Consider the following 17,182-nt stretch of genomic DNA (forward strand, 5'->3'; position numbering starts at 1 on the left):
TAACCCTGTCCCATATATTCCTACTTTCCTAAAACTCTGTGTCAGAATCACCACAAGTCACCCGGTCCCTGGTGGGAATTGCCACCATTGTCGCCATAGCCACTCTGATTAGTAAAATCTTTGGCTTAGTGAGACAACAGGCGATGGCTGCAGCCTTTGGAGTAGGACCGGCGATCGATGCTTACAACTACGCCTATGTAATTCCGGGCTTCCTGCTGATTTTATTAGGCGGCATTAACGGCCCCTTCCATAGTGCGATCGTCAGCGCCTTAGCCAAACGCAAGCGGGAAGAAATCGAACCCCTAGTAGAAACGATCACCACCCTAGTGGGGACTATCTTGCTATTTGTGACGGTGGGATTGATCATTTTTGCCACCCCGATGATTGATCTAGTCGCCCCAGGACTAAGCCAGACCCCAGAAGGTATAGAAATTAGGGCGATCGCCATTCAGCAACTCAAAATCATGGCCCCGATGGCCCTTTTATCTGGGTTAATAGGTATTGGCTTCGGTAGCCTCAACGCCGCCGATATGTATTGGCTACCCTCCATTAGTCCCCTATTTTCCAGCCTCGCCCTGATTGGCAGTTTAATCGCCCTCGCCCTATATTTGGGCGAAAGTATCACCCAACCGGAATACGCCCTGTTAGGAGGGCTAGTATTAGCCGGAGGAACCCTATCTGGGGCTATCTTACAGTGGATAGTACAACTTCCTGCCATGTGGCGATCGGGACTGGGTAAACTGCGGCTGCGTTTCAACTTCCGACAGTCGGGAGTCCGAGACGTAATGAAAGTAATGATTCCCGCCACCCTCTCATCAGGGATGCTACAAATTAACGTCTATACAGACCTATTTTTCGCCTCCTACATACCCCAAGCCGCCGCCGCCATGGCTTATTCCGGGTTAATGGTACAAACGCCCCTCGGCATCATTTCCAACATGATTTTAGTGCCATTCCTGCCCCTGTTTTCCCGCTTGCGAGACCCCAGCGACTGGCCAGAATTAAAAGACCGTATCCGTCAGGCTTTAACCCTAACTGCCATTACCATGTTACCCTTGAGTGCATTAATGGTAGCCTTAGCATTGCCTTCTGTGCGGGTGGTATATGAACGCTACGCCTTTGACCTAGCCGCCTCGAAATTTGTAGCTTTAGTGTTAATGGCCTATGGTAGCGGAATGTTTGTCTACCTGGGGCGAGATGTTTTGGTCAGAGTCTTCTACGGTCTCGGAGACGGACAGACTCCCTTTCGGGTTAGTATCTTTAACATTTTCCTGAATGCACTATTGGACTACATTTTAGTTAATGCTTTCGGTGCGCCCGGTTTAGTTTTGGCTACCGTGGGAGTTAACTTAATCTCTATGGTGATGATGTTATGGTTATTGCATCTGCGCCTAGGTGGTTTACCATGGAAAGAGTGGAGTCGGCCATTTCTCGGCTTGGTGGCTGGTAGCATAGTCGTCGGCTTATTGGCTTGGGTAATTCGTCTCGGCTTAGAGGAGTGGTTAGGTAGCCGAGGATTTTTTGCCATATTATTGGAACTGTCTATTCCTGGATTTATTGGTTTAGGAGTCTTCGCTGTTTGGGTGTCACGGATGAAATTACCGGAGGTGGATTTACTGGTTTCCCGAGTTAAAAAACGCTTCCAAAAATAGGAGATTTGAATCCTAGGGCTTTTTGGGAGGGTGATCATATTTCCCGGTTGCCAAAATATCCGGCAGGGTTTATGGTGGTGAGAGGTCATAAATTTTCGGAGAGTTAAACAACCACCATGAGCCAAAAAGAACAACTGATTTTAATGGCAGAAGATGAATTAACGGAGTATAGTACAGAAGCGCGCAAAATGGAGAAACTGCGCCGTAAATTTAGCTTTGCAGTCCCCTATCCCCAACAGCATAAAATCCGCGAAGAAATTATGGCGGAAATACCTAATAATTTTTTGGCGAAATTAGTGGAAGAAAATCGGCAAATGGTAGCTTTGCCATTTTGGGGAATTGCTGGCTTAGGTTTATTGTTCGGAATTTCCTGGTCACAGCCTCTGGATTTTATCGCTACAGCGGTGGGGTTTTATGCGGCTTTTTCGATTCAGCAATTAGGATGGAAACTACAAGCGAAACGACTGGTGATTAAGACTTTAGACCAAATTGAAGAAATTGTGACTTCCCCAGAAGAGAAAAGCGCGGAGACTAATTCTTAGTTACGCCATAAATACCGGCCAACAGTAACCATCCTAACAGATTAACCCGAAAATCAAAGATGGTGACATCGACTAAATTAAATAAAACACAGGCCCCAAATGCTACGATATAACTAAATAAAACCAAGCGATCGCCTTTAGTCAAACTCCCTGCCTTCATCAATTTAACACCATCTAATAATACCCATCCCACCCCAGCCCAAAAAGCTATAGTTATGGGAATACCCACTTCCGCCATCATCATTAATGGTAGACTGTGAGGGTGTCCCATCCAAACATTCATTTGAGCTTCATAAACGGGGGTAAAATTTCGCAAACCCCAGCCGGTCATTGGTCGTTGTCGGGTCATTTCCCAAGTAAATCGCCACTGAGTTATCCTGAGAGTTTCTAGGGGGCGATCGAAGTTTTCATCGGTTAATCTTTGCCAAAAATAACCAGGAATAATTACCCGTAAACCATCCCGAATAGGAGAAGGTGCAAAAGCCGCCCCTAACACCGCAGCCACGACTACCCCGACCAACCCTAACAACCAATTCCAACCCAAATATATGGCGTATGCTAAACTAATACAAACCGCCACAACCCAAGCATTACGGGAGTTAGTGACAATTAAACCCAACCCAGAAAATATAGTTGTGGTAGCAGCAATTACCAGAAAAAACCCAGGATTAACATTATTTAAAAGCCTATTTTTGTCGGGATTAATATCAGTTATTAATCCCAATTCTGCGACTAGCAAACCCAAAGCCAAGGCGAAAACAATGACTAAATAAGCAGCCAAAATATTCGCATACATGAAGACAGAAGCCATCCGCCCTGGTGGGTTTCCTCCTGGTGCTAATACCCAGCCGATAACGCTGTGTAATATTTCAATACCAGACCAACCCAGAAATTGCTGTCCTAAGCCTAAAATTACAATAGGAATTCCTGGTAAAATCAATAACCAAGACAGCCATCGAAGTTGTGCCAAATTCTCTAGGACGATGGCTAAGGCAGCAAAGACGATAAAATAGGGGATAAAATTAGCAGTGCCCAAAATGGCATCAACGGGATTTTCGGCAAAAATAACGGTTAACAGTAACAGTCCCGCTAATCCTAATAAGCCTCGGATTTTAGGTAGATTAAGTATCTGTTGATATCTGTGTTTAAGGGTAGTAATGACGGCTACAAAGATGGCAATAGCCCCTAAATTCGGGAATAGGGGCAAGGCTAATGCTCCCAACTGTATGCAATTCCAGGCAGTTTGTAAAGAGCGATCGCTGTGAGTTTTAAACCACTTCCCGGTCATATAAAACCATCACACCATTTGCCAACTATAGTCACCACGAGTTAACCGAATTTGCGCCAATGCGAAAATAGTCGGAATAATCCTCGCATAATTAGTAGCAATGGCGCGCCAACCCAGGTCAGCTAAAAACCAAGTCCACAACACGGGACCCAAAAACCCCAAAATACTGCGGGTAGCGCCATAACGGGCGGCGGTCAAAGCCATACCCCGATTAGCAGCCTGGGCCGCGAGATGTCCCTGAATTTGGGTAGCAGCCACTGTCCCCCCTTGAATTAAGGTTTGGCGGGCGACTTGATATTTAGCAAAATGCAAGGCAAACTGATGGGCAATATGACCGAGAATAACAGGTCTGACTACAGAACTAATAGCTACAGCGCTTCCGGCTTTAAACAGCAGCCCTAAAGGGTCTTTCTGTACAGACATTGGTAAAGGCTGCATAGGTTTGGATTTAGCTAAAGCCTCTTGTACACGGCGGGTCAGGTCTTGCTGTTCGGATACCGGGAGACGGTCCCAAGCGCGACCCAATAGGGACAGAAAAATTTCCGCCTCCAAATCAGTAGTAGACAGTTGTCTGGAATAGGAAATCTTGAGATACCGACAAACCTGGATCAAGGTTTGACGATAGGTTACTTGTTGGGTTTTTCCCCTCAAGACAGTCATTCCGTCTGCAGCCAGATAGCGAAAACGTTGTTCCAAAGAATCTAACCACGCATGGCGATCGCGACTCTGCACGTCAATAGGTTGGGGTGTGTTAACATAATCCAACGGGTTAAAGCGACGGCTAAATAGAAGTTCAGTTAACTGTTGTAACTCATCTTCGGTTGCCAATTCTAATGCTGTTCTCAGTTCATCCAAAATCGATGCCCTCCTCAGCCCCAGATAATATCATATTCCATATTTTACATGAGCCCGGCTATCAAAAGTTAAACAGGAATTTAGGGAACCCTTGACGGTAGCCATAGAGTCAATAACATTGATTGGCATCAAGGTAGTGGTGTTCCCTAGGTATGGAGTCCCCTGGCTAACCTAATTGACCAGATTTCCCGAAAGTATCTACTATTTGCATTTCGATTATGACCCAAGTTGATATAATTGTGATTGGTGCAGGGATTGCCGGATTAATTTGCGCCCAACAGTTGCGGCGGGCTGGGTATTCGGTGGTAGTTGTGGAGAAGTCTCGGGGAGTTGGGGGACGCGCAGCTACTCGTCGGGTAGGTGAAGATAGGGTTGATCATGGTTTACGGTATCTCGAACCCACGGGGGAAACTGTGGGAAAGTTAATCACGGCTATGGGGTCGGATCTGCAACTGTGGACTGATAGGATTTATCAGTTTCGGTCGGGAGAATTTCAGGCCTTACCAATGCAGGGCTGTTATATTTGTCCCCAGGGAATGAATGGGGTGGGGAAATTCTTAGCGACTGATTTGGATATTTGGTTTGGTCGCCGGGTAGAGTCGATTACTCCCCAGGATAATGGCTGCTGGTTTTTGGATTTGGCAATAACGGCTGATAACTACCCGGAAACTCCCAAAGATATCGCTGCTAAAGGGGTGGTTGTAGCTATTCCTGCACCCCAAGCGTTAATGTTATTAGAATCTCCAGGGGCGCAAATTCCGGCGGATATGATTGCACAAATACGATCGCTTAATTATGATCCTTCTCTGGCAGTGATGGCGGGTTATAGTGAGGATAAATGGGCGGCATTAGAGAACAGAAATCTGCTCTGGAAAGGGGTAGAATTTCCCGAAGGCGATCGCCTGGAGTGGGTCAGTTTGGACAGTAGCCGCCGCCAGAACCCGAAAACACCTATTTTGGTTTTCCATAGTACCCCGAAATTTGCCCGCCAATATCTTGATGTGACTGATTTAGAAACCCCCGGAAGAATGCTCCTACAAACTGCGAGCGATCGCTTATTTTCTTGGTTAAACTCCCCGGAATGGATGCAGGTTCACCGATGGCGTTATGCTTTTTGTCAAGAGTGTTTATCAACTCCCTGTATAACTACTATAACTCCCCTGCCTTTGGTGGGGGCCGGAGATTGGTGCAGCCCCAAATCTATTGATGGTGTGTTACAATCAGGAATGGCGGCGGCTGATTGGGTCAATTCCCAGTTACAAAAACGCCCCTTGCCTGGTCAAAAAATCTGGCAATTATTGGCTGCTAATTAGGGTGCTTCTGTCGATTTAGTCCCGTTTGGTTACAGTATATAATGAGTTACCCAAAATTCGGCTTCAAACATTACTTATTGTTGGCTACTGCTTTAGTGTTGGCTATGGGTGGATTAATTCGCGCCCAGGCTAACTCTCCCCAAACTTATAGCTTCTCGACTGAGTTTAAAGGGGGGATTCTGGAAGGAAAATTTACCGGATATGATGCCAACAATAATGGTATTTTAGAACAGGAAGAGTTGACCAGTTTTGTGGCTACTTATAATGGCTTTAATACTGAACCTAAAACCGCTAATTGGCATCAATCCCATATCCGCCGATTTCAAATGGATCTCAACTCTCAAAAAATTATCCTGTTAGCGATCGCTACTCAAGATATACCACAATCAGGGGTTAATTGCAGCCTGGAATTTATTTTGCGTCTGGGGGGATATGTGGAAGGACGAGATTTAATTGAAATTGAAAGATCATCGGGCTTTTTTAATCAAGTCTGTCTGGATCAATTTCCGAATTTGAGAAACCATGAAACTCAGTCTTTACAGGTTAATTTGATTAACTAATCTCCTGTCCCCCCCTCCCCCCAAAATCAGTGGGGGGGTTGACAGCTACGGGCATTAATGATAGTATTTTAATGTATAGCCTCATAATTAAAATCTAAGTGCTAATAAAAAAAAGGGATATATTCCCATTATCTAGCATAATACCATAAGCCCAGCCAAAAAGCCAGCAACCCCCCCCAAAAAAAATTTTTTTGTAACATTTCTTAATTTTTTGTTACAAAACTTAACATAACCAGGTTAGGTATCAGGAAAGATAGGTATATTTTCTGAGTTCAGTAACAAAAGGAATAGTATTAATTCCATGCTTGACAGCTTCGGGATTGTTTTCTAAAGATTGAATAATACAATCAGCAAAATTGTAACGGCGATCGCTAAGACCATATCGCTTAGTTAAATAGCCCAAAAGTTCCAAAGCGTAATCATAAAAACTCAACATATCAGCGAGACAGGCTAATTTAAGAATCCGGTCTGGGGTTTTAAGGTGATGATTTTGGTCAGGTCGAATTAAATCACGGAAATAATAGCCATCAGTCCAGACAAATTGTCCGCGATGTTGTCGGGACATGAGACTAATTCCCTGTCGCAAGCCATGCCATTTTTGACCGATATCAAACAAAGTAAATTGAGAGTTTCTCAGATATTGATCAACATCTGCAAACAGAGGTTGATGCTTGTATAATTCCACAAAATTCACCTCTACCACGGCGGCGAGGACATCAGGGATAATGTGATTTTTACCTCCGAGTAAAACATTCAATTCTCCGCCTTGTACATCCAATTGTATCAAATCAATGGGACTTTGTAAATTCACAAAAAAATTATCCAATGTAGTGGTAGCAACCTGAGTAGTGGAGATTAACTTATGGCGATCGCTATATTCTGATAATCGGTCAATAACGACATCATTAGGGGGATATAGGGAGGAACAACCGGGATGTTGAGTAACATATAAAGAAGCGCCTTGACAGTGATTCCAGAGTGCGAGGGGGATATGTTTTTCAGTCCAAGTAATATTTTGAGAAGCGAGTTCAGCATTACGGCGATCGCAGGCTTCTTGGTCAGCATCAAAGCCATAAATAGTCAAATTAGGGGCAAAGATTTCCCAACCTTGGCGGGAATAATCCGAATCAGCAAACTCATCTATTTTCCGGGACCCGACAATACAGAGGGTGAGATGAATAGAATCTAAATAACCCCATTGTTTTAAAGTTGGTACAAAAAAGGACATTTTGGTAATCTCAAATCCGCGCTTTAATGATATCTGATGGGCTGTGTAGGGTGCGTGATAATTGACGCAACCTACAACAGGATTATGGATTATCCAATAGTAGCAGCCCGCTTGTAGGCTTCATCAAGAACTTCTGATAAAGTCGGGTGTGTGTGGACTAGAAAGGTTAAGGTATTGACAGATTGACGGAGGGCGATCGCATTAGCAGCCTCTTGAATCAAATCGGAAGCATGGAGGCCAAAGATATGAACTCCGAGGAGTTCCCCGGTATCTTGGCGGTAAATAACCTTAGCAACCCCCTCGGTATCGACCTCAGCGATCGCCTTAGAATTACCCTTAAAATAGCTTTTGACACTAGCGACCTCAAAGCCTTGAGATTTACCCAACTCTTTAGCGGCGGGTTCAGTCATACCGACATAACTAATTTCTGGGTGAGTAAAAGCAGCAGCGGGGATACTGAGATAATCGACCTGGCGATCGCGTCCACAAATAGTTTCCACTACGGCGACTCCTTGGGCTGATGCAGCATGGGCTAACATCATTTTACCAGTAACATCACCAATAGCCCATAGATGTGGTACTCGTTGGGTCCCGGAGAGAACCCCCAAATAATTATCAACGGGAATAAATCCCCGTTGAGTTTCCACGCCGAGAGTTTCCAATCCCATATTTTTACTAACAGGAATGCGACCAGTAGCGACCAAACAAGCATCAACTTCTAAAACCTGTTCGACCTGTTTAGTTTTCGCATCAGCCAGTTCAATCAACACGGGAGAACCGGGAGTAACTTTCAGGGCTAATTTACCAGAGAAAGTTTCGACATCGCGGGATGAAAGAAGGACCCGTTCAGCTAATTTAGCAATATCGGGGTCAAAAGTAGGCATCAAATTATCGAGGGCTTCAATCATGGTCACTTCACAACCCAAAGCGGTATAAATATCGGCAAATTCCAAGCCAATATAACCACTCCCGACAATAGCAATCCATTGTGGTAGTGATGACAATTTCAAAGCATCATCACTGGTAAAAACGGTTTGATGGTCAATTTCAATACCTGGGGGTACAAAGGGGACAGAACCGGGGGCGAGAATGATATCCTTAGCGGTGATAATTTTTTCGCCGTCCTCAGTAGCGATCGCGACTTTTTGGGGTGCCGCCACTTTACCCCAGCCATGAAATGTATCAACTTTCAGGCGTTTAAGGCTATTAGTTAAATCCGATCGCAGTTTAGTAACAATATTTTCAGCGTGGTTAGCAATAGTTTGGCGATCGAAATTAACCGCCCCCACCTGAATTCCTAGGGACTGCAAATGGTGGGCGTTGCGAAGTTCCCGGACCCTTCCAGAAGCCGCTAATAAGGCCTTAGAGGGGATACAGCCACGGTTAACACAGGTTCCCCCCATAAGGTCGGCTTCCACAATTGCGGTCTTTAAGCCACAGTTGACGGCGTGGATAGCCGCCCCATGTCCTCCCACACCCGCGCCAATAATTACCAAATCATAATCAAAACCTTGGCTCACAATCACTCTCCTGGTGCGATTCTATTCACAATCATTTTCACAATCATTGTTAACCAGAAAGGGTACATCAGACAAGACCATCTGAGGATCATTCTCGCAATTGGTCTATATTTCCACTGGCTAAAACTTCAAGATGGGCGGTAATTTTTGAGGCTTCCCAATCCCACCAGCACAATTTTTGTAGTTGTTCTATTACTGGATTTGGGAAGCGTTGCCGAATTATTTTAGCGGGATTTCCACCGACAATAGTATAGGGTTCTACATCTTTGGTAACTACAGCATGGGCGGCTATTATCGCGCCATTACCTACTTTAACACCGGGCATAATAGTAGCTTTGTAGCCTATCCAGACATCATTTTCAATGATAGTATCTCCTCGGCTATATTCGGAATCAGGCTGAATTTTTTGCCAACCATGACCGAAGATTTCAAAAGGATATGTGGTAAAATTATCTAAACAATGGTTACCGCCATTCATAATAAATTCTACATGGCTGGCGATCGCACAAAATTTGCCAATAATTAATTTATCCCCGATAAAGTCAAAGTGATAGCGCACATTTTTCTCAAAGTTTTCGGGATGGTCAAAATCATGATAGTAGGTGTAATCTCCGACAATAATATTGGGGTTTTTGATAATATTTTTGAGAAAGCACAACTGCCCATAATTGGCTAAAGGATAGGCTAGGTTAGGGTCTGGTCCCCATTCTTGGTTGGTGGTCATGATGGTTGAGGTGGTGATTTTTAGTGGAACGTTCAAAATTCGTGGCAAAATTATTTATATATTAGCGATCGCCCCCAAAATCTAAAGTCAAGCCAAAATATGCAATCAACCATTACAGCCCAATCAGTTGTGGACTTTTTAGGCTCAGAAATTGTCCCGAACCAGAAAACCGACAAAGTAGCCATTTTACCAATTCCCTTTGAAGCCACCACCACTTATCGCAAAGGGTGCGAAAACGGGCCAGGAGCCATCTTAGAAGCCTCCCAACAACTAGAATGCTATGATGATGAACTGGAAGCGGAGGTGGGGTTACAGGTGGGAATTTACACCCATGAAGCCATTGCGGATACCCGCGAGGGCCAGTCGGTGTCACTGGAGGAAATGCTGCGGGTGACGACAGAGACGGTAAAATCTCTAGCTGCTGAAGGTAAGTTTGTGATCGCCCTGGGGGGGGAACATGGCATCACGGCGGGAGTGGTGGAAGCCTACCGCCAAAGGTCAACGGAACCATTTACAGTAGTCCAAATCGATGCTCACGGTGACCTACGCCACGAATACGAAGGGTCTATCTACAATCATGCTTGTGTGATGCGTAGGGTGGTAGAGATGGGTTTACCGACGGTACAAATAGGGATTCGTAGCCTATGTAAAGCCGAAGCTGATCTAATTCGAGATCAGGAAATGAAGGTAATTTGGGGCCGCGAAATTGCTAGGGGGTCCGATTGGATAGAAAAAGCGATCGCCAGTATACAGACCAGGCGGGTATTTCTGACCATAGACCTAGACGGTATCGACCCGAGTATCATACCGGGAGTAGGGACACCAGAACCGGGAGGACTTTCCTGGTATGATTTAATTGCCTTTCTGCGACAGTTATTTATATGCCAGGAAGTGATTGGCTGTGATGTAATGGAATTAGCACCTGTTGTGGATTCGGTAGTTTCTGAATTTACCGCCGCCAAACTGGTCTATAAACTGGTAGGGTATCAGGCGTTAGCCAAAGGTTGGATTCATTGACCCGAAATTCCGCACCGCCTCCGGCGCGTGTAGCAGTTGGCTGGTGTTTCTCCGGGCTGACTCCGGCACGCGCCCCGACAAGGAACTTGCTCCCAGAATCGTAAGCGCGATAATGAGAGGTGGTTCATAATATCGACCTTGAGCGATCAAACTTTGAACTGCTATGAAAGGTACTCTGATTAACAGCTATGCTCCTGACTTTGAATTACCTGGGGTGGATGACGAAGTTCACCACCTAGCCCGGTATCTGCAAAAATTTCAGGTTGTCATCGTTATCTTTATGTCAAATTCCTGCCCCTACGTTCAATCTTATGTAGGCAGAATGAAGGCACTGCAAACCTATTTGCAAACGGTGGAAGCGACTATAGTGGGGATTAATGCTAATGACCCATTACAATCGCCGTCTGACAGCTTTGAGCAGATGAAAATCTTTGCCCAAGACCATGATCTGAATTTTCCATATATTCGGGATGTGACCCAGGATGTGGCTCACTGTTTTGGCGCGGAAACTACCCCGGAAGCCTTTGTCCTGGATAACCAGGGAATTTTGCGCTACCGAGGTGGCTTGGACGATAACCCGGAATCCCCAGAAGCGGTAACTATCAACTATCTCAAAAACGCAGTATCTCAATTATTGGCAAGTGTTGCGATTGCCCCGGAAACTACCCCGCCGATTGGTAGTCCGATTCAATGGCGAAGATGATGGTCTACCTCACTGGGATGATTCCCTCTCAGAAAAAATCTGATATCAATAGCAGCTTTCTGGTATCTTGAATTGGGACCGAACCTTATATCTGCGTAATCCGTAGATGGTATATAGCCATTGTCAATAGGGGATCTAAATGGGGACAAAATATAAACGGATCTTACTGAAACTCAGCGGTGAAGCCCTTATGGGTAGCCTGGGATATGGCATAGACCCGATTGTGGTTCAGGAAATCGCCCAGGAAGTTGCTGATGTGGTCAATAAAGGGGTGCAGGTGGCGATTGTGGTGGGCGGGGGTAATATCTTCCGAGGAATGAAAGCAGCTTCTGCGGGAATGGATAGGGCGACCGCCGACTATGTGGGTATGATTGCTACAGTGATGAATGCGATCACGTTACAAGATTCCCTAGAACAAATAGGAGTGCCAACTCGTGTACAAACGGCGATCGCTATGCAGGAAGTGGCTGAACCCTACATCCGACGCAAAGCTATTCGTCATTTGGAACTAAACCGGGTGGTGATTTTTGGGGCGGGTTCGGGTAATCCGTTTTTTACCACGGACACGACGGCGGCACTGCGGGCGGCGGAAATTGATGCCGAGGTGATTTTTAAAGCCACTAAGGTAGATGGAATTTATGATTGTGACCCGGCAGTTAATCCTGATGCTCGTCGCTATAATACTCTTACCTATGGCTATGTGCTGACCCATGACCTACGGGTGATGGATAGTACGGCGATCGCCCTGTGCAAAGAAAATAATCTTCCTATTATTGTATTTAACCTGACTGAGCGTGGCAATATTGGCCGGGCTGTGGTGGGTGACACTGTTGGAACTTATGTCGGAGGTTCTTGTGAAGTTAGCTGATGTTGAAAACCTGATGAAAAAAGCCTTAGAATCTACGGGGCGATCGTTTAATACGATTCGCACCGGACGGGCTAATGCTTCCCTATTAGACCGGATTACGGTAGAATACTACGGGAGTCCGACTCCTCTCAAATCTTTGGCAAGTATCAGCACTCCTGATGCTTCTACTATTACTATCCAACCTTTCGATCGCAATTCTCTAAACAACATTGAGAAAGCTATTTCTATGTCAGATGTGGGACTGACACCTAATAACGATGGCTCAGTTGTACGTCTGAATATTCCGCCGCTGACGGAAGCACGTCGCCAAGAATTTGTGAAACTGGCGGGAAAATACGCCGAAGAAGGCCGGGTGTCGGTTCGTAATGTCCGCCGAGATGCGATCGACTCGGTTCGCAAACAGGAAAAAAGCGGGGATATCTCTGAGGATGAATCCCGCGATCTTCAAGACCAGATTCAAAAACTTACTGATAAGTACACAGCTAAGGTTGATGAACTACTCGAAGCCAAAGAAAAGGATATTATGACGGTCTGAGGTATTCTGATGGGGGTTAATCCCCCAAAACCACCCGCACCCCCATTGATGTAAACAAAAGTTAATGGCTGAAATTTATGTTTGACTGTATCATTGTCGGAGCAGGTCCCGCTGGTGGGGCGGCGGCTTATCATCTCGCTAAACGAGGGCGCAATCCTCTGGTGGTGGAAAAAAACTCCTGGCCGCGAAATAAGCCCTGTGGTGGTGGGGTGTCTCCGGCGATCGCTTCCTGGTTTGATTTTGATTTTACTCCCGCGATATCCACTACTGTTGATAAAATCCGTTACACTTTCAAACTGGCTGACCCCGCCGAAACGGCTATATCAAAACCTATGTGGATGGTGCGCCGAGATGTTTTTGATGCTTTCCTGATGCAGCAGGCTCAAGATCAAGGCGCTAGTTTCCAACCTAATACAGAAGTTACTGGTATTAAGTTTAAAGGCGACAGTTGGCAATTAACTACTGCTAATGGTGAAACCCTCACAGGTCGCTATCTGATTGCAGCAGATGGCGCAAAAGGACCTGTGGGCTCATGGTTGCGCCTCAAACAGTCTAATCCTCGACTGGCTATGGTCACGGAAGCTACTCAATTATCAGATGTGCCAACTTTTGAATTTGGTATGGTGAAAAATGGCAGTCTGTGGGGGTTTCCCAAGGCTGATGGTTACACGGTTAGCGCTGCTACTTTCCGAGGAAAAGACCCTAAAAATTTGAGCCAAGATTTGAGTCAATATCTGAAAGCGTTGGGGTTAGATCCTAGTTCCCCTATTGTTGAACATCCTCTGCGACTTTGGGATGGCGATCGCACCCTTCATGGTCAAAATGCTCTGATTGCTGGAGAAGCTGCTAGTATTGTTGACCCCCTCTCTGGGGAAGGTATCCGCCCGGCTATTTTGACTGGGGTGAAAGCCGCAGAGGCGATCGATGCGGCGATCGGTGGAGACCAAAGCGCCCTGGAAAAATATACCGAAATTATTCGGACTGAATGGGGTGTAGATATGGTTTGGGCTTCACGGTTGGCTGGTGTATTCTACAGTTTCCCTGGTATTGCTTATAAGGCGGCGGTTAAAGTTCCTGCTGCTACTGAGTTGATGAGTAAAATCCTTTGTGGCGACCTTCGCTATGGCGATGTGGCTGGTCGCGCCATCAAGAAATTGAGTCCGTTTTAATTTTCACGGGGAATCAGTTTTGCTAATTTAGGGATTGACAAGCACCGGGAACTAATGGTAATATACTTACATACAGTTATATAATAGAAATCTGTGCCTAAATATTAAAAATGTCAATATTCCCATTATCTAAAAGTATACCAGAAGCCGCCCGCCGAGGCAAGCACCCCCCAGAAAAAAAATTTTTTCGCAACAAAACTTAATTTTTCGTTACAATACTTAACATAACCGTAATCATGAGTTATCCATTGTCCATGATTGGGATTAAGCTAAAATGAAGTTCCCAGGGGAGGTATTGAATGGGAATCTCCGATAGTTTTGTTAGAATAACTACAATCGAAATATCGTAGCAGCCACCAATGTTCTGAAAAGAGCAGCCATTTTAAATCAGGAAAGCAGCCCCATATCTGCTAAAAATAGTCAAACCTAATTTTGCATTGTAGCTAAATAGAGGGAATCTTAGCCGGATTCTCGAACTCCCCCAATCAGGAAACTTATGTACACTGTGGACACTGCACAAGACCTTAAATCTCAACTAGATCATCAAGTTTTGCTACGTCGAATCATTAGTAGGATTCGGCAATCATTGGAACTGCCAGAAATTCTGAAAGCGACAGCAGGGGAAGTCCGTTCATTTTTAGGAACGGACCGGATTATGATCTATAGATTTGATCAAGACGACAGTGGTGAAGTGGTGGCAGAGTCCATTTATGACGATCGCCTCCCGTCCCTGCTAGGGTTGCATTTTCCGGCCGATGATATTCCGGAAGAGGCACGCGATCGCTATGTAAAACTTAGACAGCGAACCATAGTTAATGTTCACTCTGGAACCATAAGTATAAGTCCCCTAGACTGTCCAGAAAGTGGGGAACCGCTACCGACGACAGAAATCAAATCGAGATCTGTAGATCCTTGTCATATCAGTTATCTGACCGCCATGGGAGTTCAATCCTCGGTGGTTGTACCGATTCTGTACAGTAGGGGAAAAAATCATGATAAATCGCGATCTGGTCAGTTTTCAACCTCATCAAATAAATTGTGGGGGTTATTGGTTTCTCATCATTCTGAACCACGGGAAACTTCGCCATTAGAATTGCAGATTTTGCAATTAGTGGTCGATCAGATGACCATTGCCATTGGTCAAGCTGATATGCTGGCTCAAACCCGCAAACAGGCGATGTTAGAAGCTGCTATTAATAAGGTAGCTTCTCTGTTACATGAACAACCGACGATTGAGTTACAAGCGGCTTTAGAGGCGGCTGTGGAGGACTTTGAGGGTTCAGGAGGGCGACTATATATCCAATCTCATCCGGAAAAGACCCCGGAGGTATTTTATTGTGGTGAACAGCCGACGATGCCTTCATGGGAAACCAAATCAATCATGGAAGAACATCCCCTCTGGCAAAAGTGGCTGAGGGAGGGGTTTAAGTGTAACAGTAACAGCGCGAAGCGATCGCTTGATGGTAGTGGCGGAAATATTTGGGCAATTACGGATTTATATAAAGAACCCCAACTGCGAATTTTTACCCCAGCTTTTAAATCTACCGCCATTCGGGGTTTGTTAGTGTTTCCGATTAAATACCGCCATAATAACCTAGGATGTCTGACTATTTTTCGTGATGAAATTGACACAGAAACCATCTGGGCGGGACGCTTTGATCCTAGTTTAAAACAAATGATGCCCAGACAATCATTTGAAGTGTGGCGGGAGTTCAAACAAGGTCAAGCCCAACCTTGGACAGCGGATGAGATTAGCTTAGGTCAAGCATTAGGGAAACATTTTTCGATGGCAATTCAACAATATCTGTTGTATAGAGAGGTTCAAGACTTAAACAGTACCCTAGAACAACAGGTACAGCAGCGGACGATTCAACTCAAACAGTCTTTAGATAATGAACAAGTGAAAACCGAACAGTTAGAAAAGACTCTGGATGAACTGAAACGCACGCAAAGCCAACTTATTCAAACTGAAAAGATGTCAGGCTTGGGTCAGTTAGTGGCTGGAGTCGCTCACGAAATTAATAATCCGATTAACTTTATTTTTGGGAATTTAAGCTATGTGAGTGAGTATAGCGAAAGTTTACTTCAACTCATTCTCCTTTACCATAAATACTATCCCCAAAGACACCCGGAGATTGAAAACTATGAAACGGAAATCGACCTAGATTTTCTTCAGGAAGATTTACCGAAAATTCTGGCATCAATGCAGATAGGCTCCCAAAGAATTCGCCAACTGGTGTTATCTCTGCGGAATTTTTCCCGTCTGGAGCAAGCCGATCGCAAATCGGTTGATATTCATGAGGGTATTGATAGCACTCTGTTAATTCTGCAACATCGTCTGAAGCCTAGACCTCATCATCCTACTATTGAAGTAGTTAAAAATTATGGTAATATTCCGCCTATAGAATGCTATGCGGGATTACTTAATCAGGTGTTTATGAATCTGATAAGTAATGCCATAGATGCTCTGGAATTTCATGTTAAACAGCATCCAGAGGAGGATTTTTCACCGGGAATCAGGATTAAGACTGCTTTAATTTATGATGTAAATAATGGTCAAGATTGCTTGGAAATTTCTATATCTGATAATGGTCCAGGAATCCCCTCAAACATTCAAGCTAGTATTTTCGATCCTTTCTTTACGACTAAACCTGTAGGATTAGGTACAGGTTTGGGTTTGTCGATCAGCTATCAAATTGTGGTAGAAAAGCACCAAGGTAAAATCAATTGTTGTTCGGAACCTGGTCAAGGTACAGAGTTCAGGATTACGATTCCGGCTTATAATATATCTCGAACCAAGTCCAAATAAGTCGAAGTAAGTCGAAGTAATGGTAGAAGGCGATTAACCGAAATTGATGATCATGAGAAATCTATTAAGTATTTTACTGGTGAGTGTTAGCCTATTGTGGGGGTGTTTAACACCTATGGCGATCGCAGATAATCTGAATTTTGATCAGGGGGCTGAGATTTTTAGCGTCCACTGTGTGGGCTGTCATGCTGGGGGTGGTAACATTATTAGGCGGGGTAAAAATTTGAAACAGCGGGCTCTCCAACGCAATGGCTACGACTCCATAGAGGCGATCGCAGAAATTGTGTCTAATGGTAAAAGCAATATGTCGGCTTATTCTGACCGTCTGAGTGTCTCAGAAATCAAACAGGTCGCCGCCTATGTGTTAGACCAGGCTGAGAAAAACTGGCGTTAATGGAC

General features: G+C 44.9%; 16 protein-coding genes. 11 read left to right on the plus strand and 5 right to left on the minus strand.

The genetic code is table 11. The annotated features are described in order from the left end of the window. Nucleotides 1–38 precede the first annotated feature (38 nt). Both murJ and N39L_RS06850 read left to right on the plus strand, forming a co-directional pair. Nucleotides 39–1,652 (plus strand): murein biosynthesis integral membrane protein MurJ, encoded by a 1,614-nt coding sequence (gene murJ, locus N39L_RS06845; protein WP_014274716.1) that lies wholly within the window; start codon nt 39–41, stop codon nt 1,650–1,652. 116 nt (nt 1,653–1,768) lie between these two features. Beyond that, a complete protein-coding gene (locus N39L_RS06850; protein WP_006618901.1) occupies nt 1,769–2,194 on the plus strand; it encodes a hypothetical protein in 426 nt (141 codons plus the stop codon). Here N39L_RS06850 and N39L_RS06855 read toward each other — a convergent pair. Beyond that, nucleotides 2,184–3,482, minus strand: a complete 1,299-nt coding sequence (locus tag N39L_RS06855) for an O-antigen ligase family protein (RefSeq protein ID WP_014274717.1) — start codon at nt 3,480–3,482, stop codon at nt 2,184–2,186. The two genes, N39L_RS06850 and N39L_RS06855, sit on opposite strands and share 11 nt — an antisense overlap. A gap of 9 nt (nt 3,483–3,491) precedes the next feature. After that, nucleotides 3,492–4,337 (minus strand): YaaW family protein, encoded by an 846-nt coding sequence (locus N39L_RS06860; RefSeq protein WP_014274718.1) that lies wholly within the window; start codon nt 4,335–4,337, stop codon nt 3,492–3,494. A gap of 218 nt (nt 4,338–4,555) precedes the next feature. Between N39L_RS06860 and N39L_RS06865 the strand changes: the two genes are divergently transcribed. Both N39L_RS06865 and N39L_RS06870 read left to right on the plus strand, forming a co-directional pair. Beyond that, a complete protein-coding gene (locus tag N39L_RS06865) occupies nt 4,556–5,650 on the plus strand; it encodes an NAD(P)/FAD-dependent oxidoreductase (protein WP_014274719.1) in 1,095 nt (364 codons plus the stop codon). Between the two features lie 41 nt (nt 5,651–5,691). Next, a complete protein-coding gene (locus tag N39L_RS06870; RefSeq protein WP_006618905.1) occupies nt 5,692–6,210 on the plus strand; it encodes a hypothetical protein in 519 nt (172 codons plus the stop codon). A gap of 244 nt (nt 6,211–6,454) precedes the next feature. Here N39L_RS06870 and N39L_RS06875 read toward each other — a convergent pair whose 3' ends face one another. The 3 genes from N39L_RS06875 to N39L_RS06885 all read right to left on the minus strand — a co-directional run bounded on the left by N39L_RS06875 (nt 6,455) and on the right by N39L_RS06885 (nt 9,682). Further along, nucleotides 6,455–7,438 (minus strand): FkbM family methyltransferase, encoded by a 984-nt coding sequence (locus N39L_RS06875; RefSeq protein WP_006618906.1) that lies wholly within the window; start codon nt 7,436–7,438, stop codon nt 6,455–6,457. 89 nt (nt 7,439–7,527) lie between these two features. Further along, entirely contained in the window at nt 7,528–8,958 is a 1,431-nt protein-coding gene (lpdA, locus tag N39L_RS06880) for a dihydrolipoyl dehydrogenase (RefSeq protein ID WP_006618907.1), read from the minus strand. 88 nt (nt 8,959–9,046) lie between these two features. Continuing rightward, nucleotides 9,047–9,682: a CatB-related O-acetyltransferase gene (locus tag N39L_RS06885; RefSeq protein ID WP_014274720.1), complete on the minus strand. Its 636-nt coding sequence runs from the start codon at nt 9,680–9,682 to the stop codon at nt 9,047–9,049. Between the two features lie 99 nt (nt 9,683–9,781). On the opposite strand from N39L_RS06885, the gene speB reads away from it, so the two are divergent. The 7 genes from speB to N39L_RS06920 all read left to right on the plus strand — a co-directional run bounded on the left by speB (nt 9,782) and on the right by N39L_RS06920 (nt 17,177). Then, complete coding sequence (gene speB, locus N39L_RS06890) at nt 9,782–10,699, plus strand: agmatinase (protein ID WP_006618909.1); 918 nt, start codon at nt 9,782–9,784, stop codon at nt 10,697–10,699. 163 nt (nt 10,700–10,862) lie between these two features. Next, nucleotides 10,863–11,402: a thioredoxin family protein gene (locus N39L_RS06895; protein ID WP_014274721.1), complete on the plus strand. Its 540-nt coding sequence runs from the start codon at nt 10,863–10,865 to the stop codon at nt 11,400–11,402. A 139-nt stretch (nt 11,403–11,541) separates the two neighbouring features. Continuing rightward, on the plus strand, nt 11,542–12,270 hold the full coding sequence (gene pyrH, locus N39L_RS06900) for a UMP kinase (RefSeq protein ID WP_006618911.1): 729 nt from the start codon (nt 11,542–11,544) through the stop codon (nt 12,268–12,270). Continuing rightward, nucleotides 12,257–12,805: a ribosome recycling factor gene (gene frr / locus N39L_RS06905; protein ID WP_006618912.1), complete on the plus strand. Its 549-nt coding sequence runs from the start codon at nt 12,257–12,259 to the stop codon at nt 12,803–12,805. Before pyrH ends, frr begins: the two co-directional genes overlap by 14 nt. A 77-nt stretch (nt 12,806–12,882) precedes the next feature. Further along, complete coding sequence (locus N39L_RS06910) at nt 12,883–13,974, plus strand: geranylgeranyl reductase family protein (RefSeq protein ID WP_014274722.1); 1,092 nt, start codon at nt 12,883–12,885, stop codon at nt 13,972–13,974. Nucleotides 13,975–14,470: 496 nt separating this feature from the next. After that, complete coding sequence (locus N39L_RS06915; protein WP_014274723.1) at nt 14,471–16,783, plus strand: GAF domain-containing sensor histidine kinase; 2,313 nt, start codon at nt 14,471–14,473, stop codon at nt 16,781–16,783. Between the two features lie 46 nt (nt 16,784–16,829). Beyond that, on the plus strand, nt 16,830–17,177 hold the full coding sequence (locus tag N39L_RS06920; protein WP_006618509.1) for a c-type cytochrome: 348 nt from the start codon (nt 16,830–16,832) through the stop codon (nt 17,175–17,177). Nucleotides 17,178–17,182 lie beyond the last annotated feature (5 nt).

The sequence above is a fragment of the Limnospira platensis NIES-39 genome, from assembly GCF_026000695.1.
GTDB classification, from domain to species: Bacteria; Cyanobacteriota; Cyanobacteriia; order Cyanobacteriales; family Microcoleaceae; genus Limnospira; species Limnospira platensis.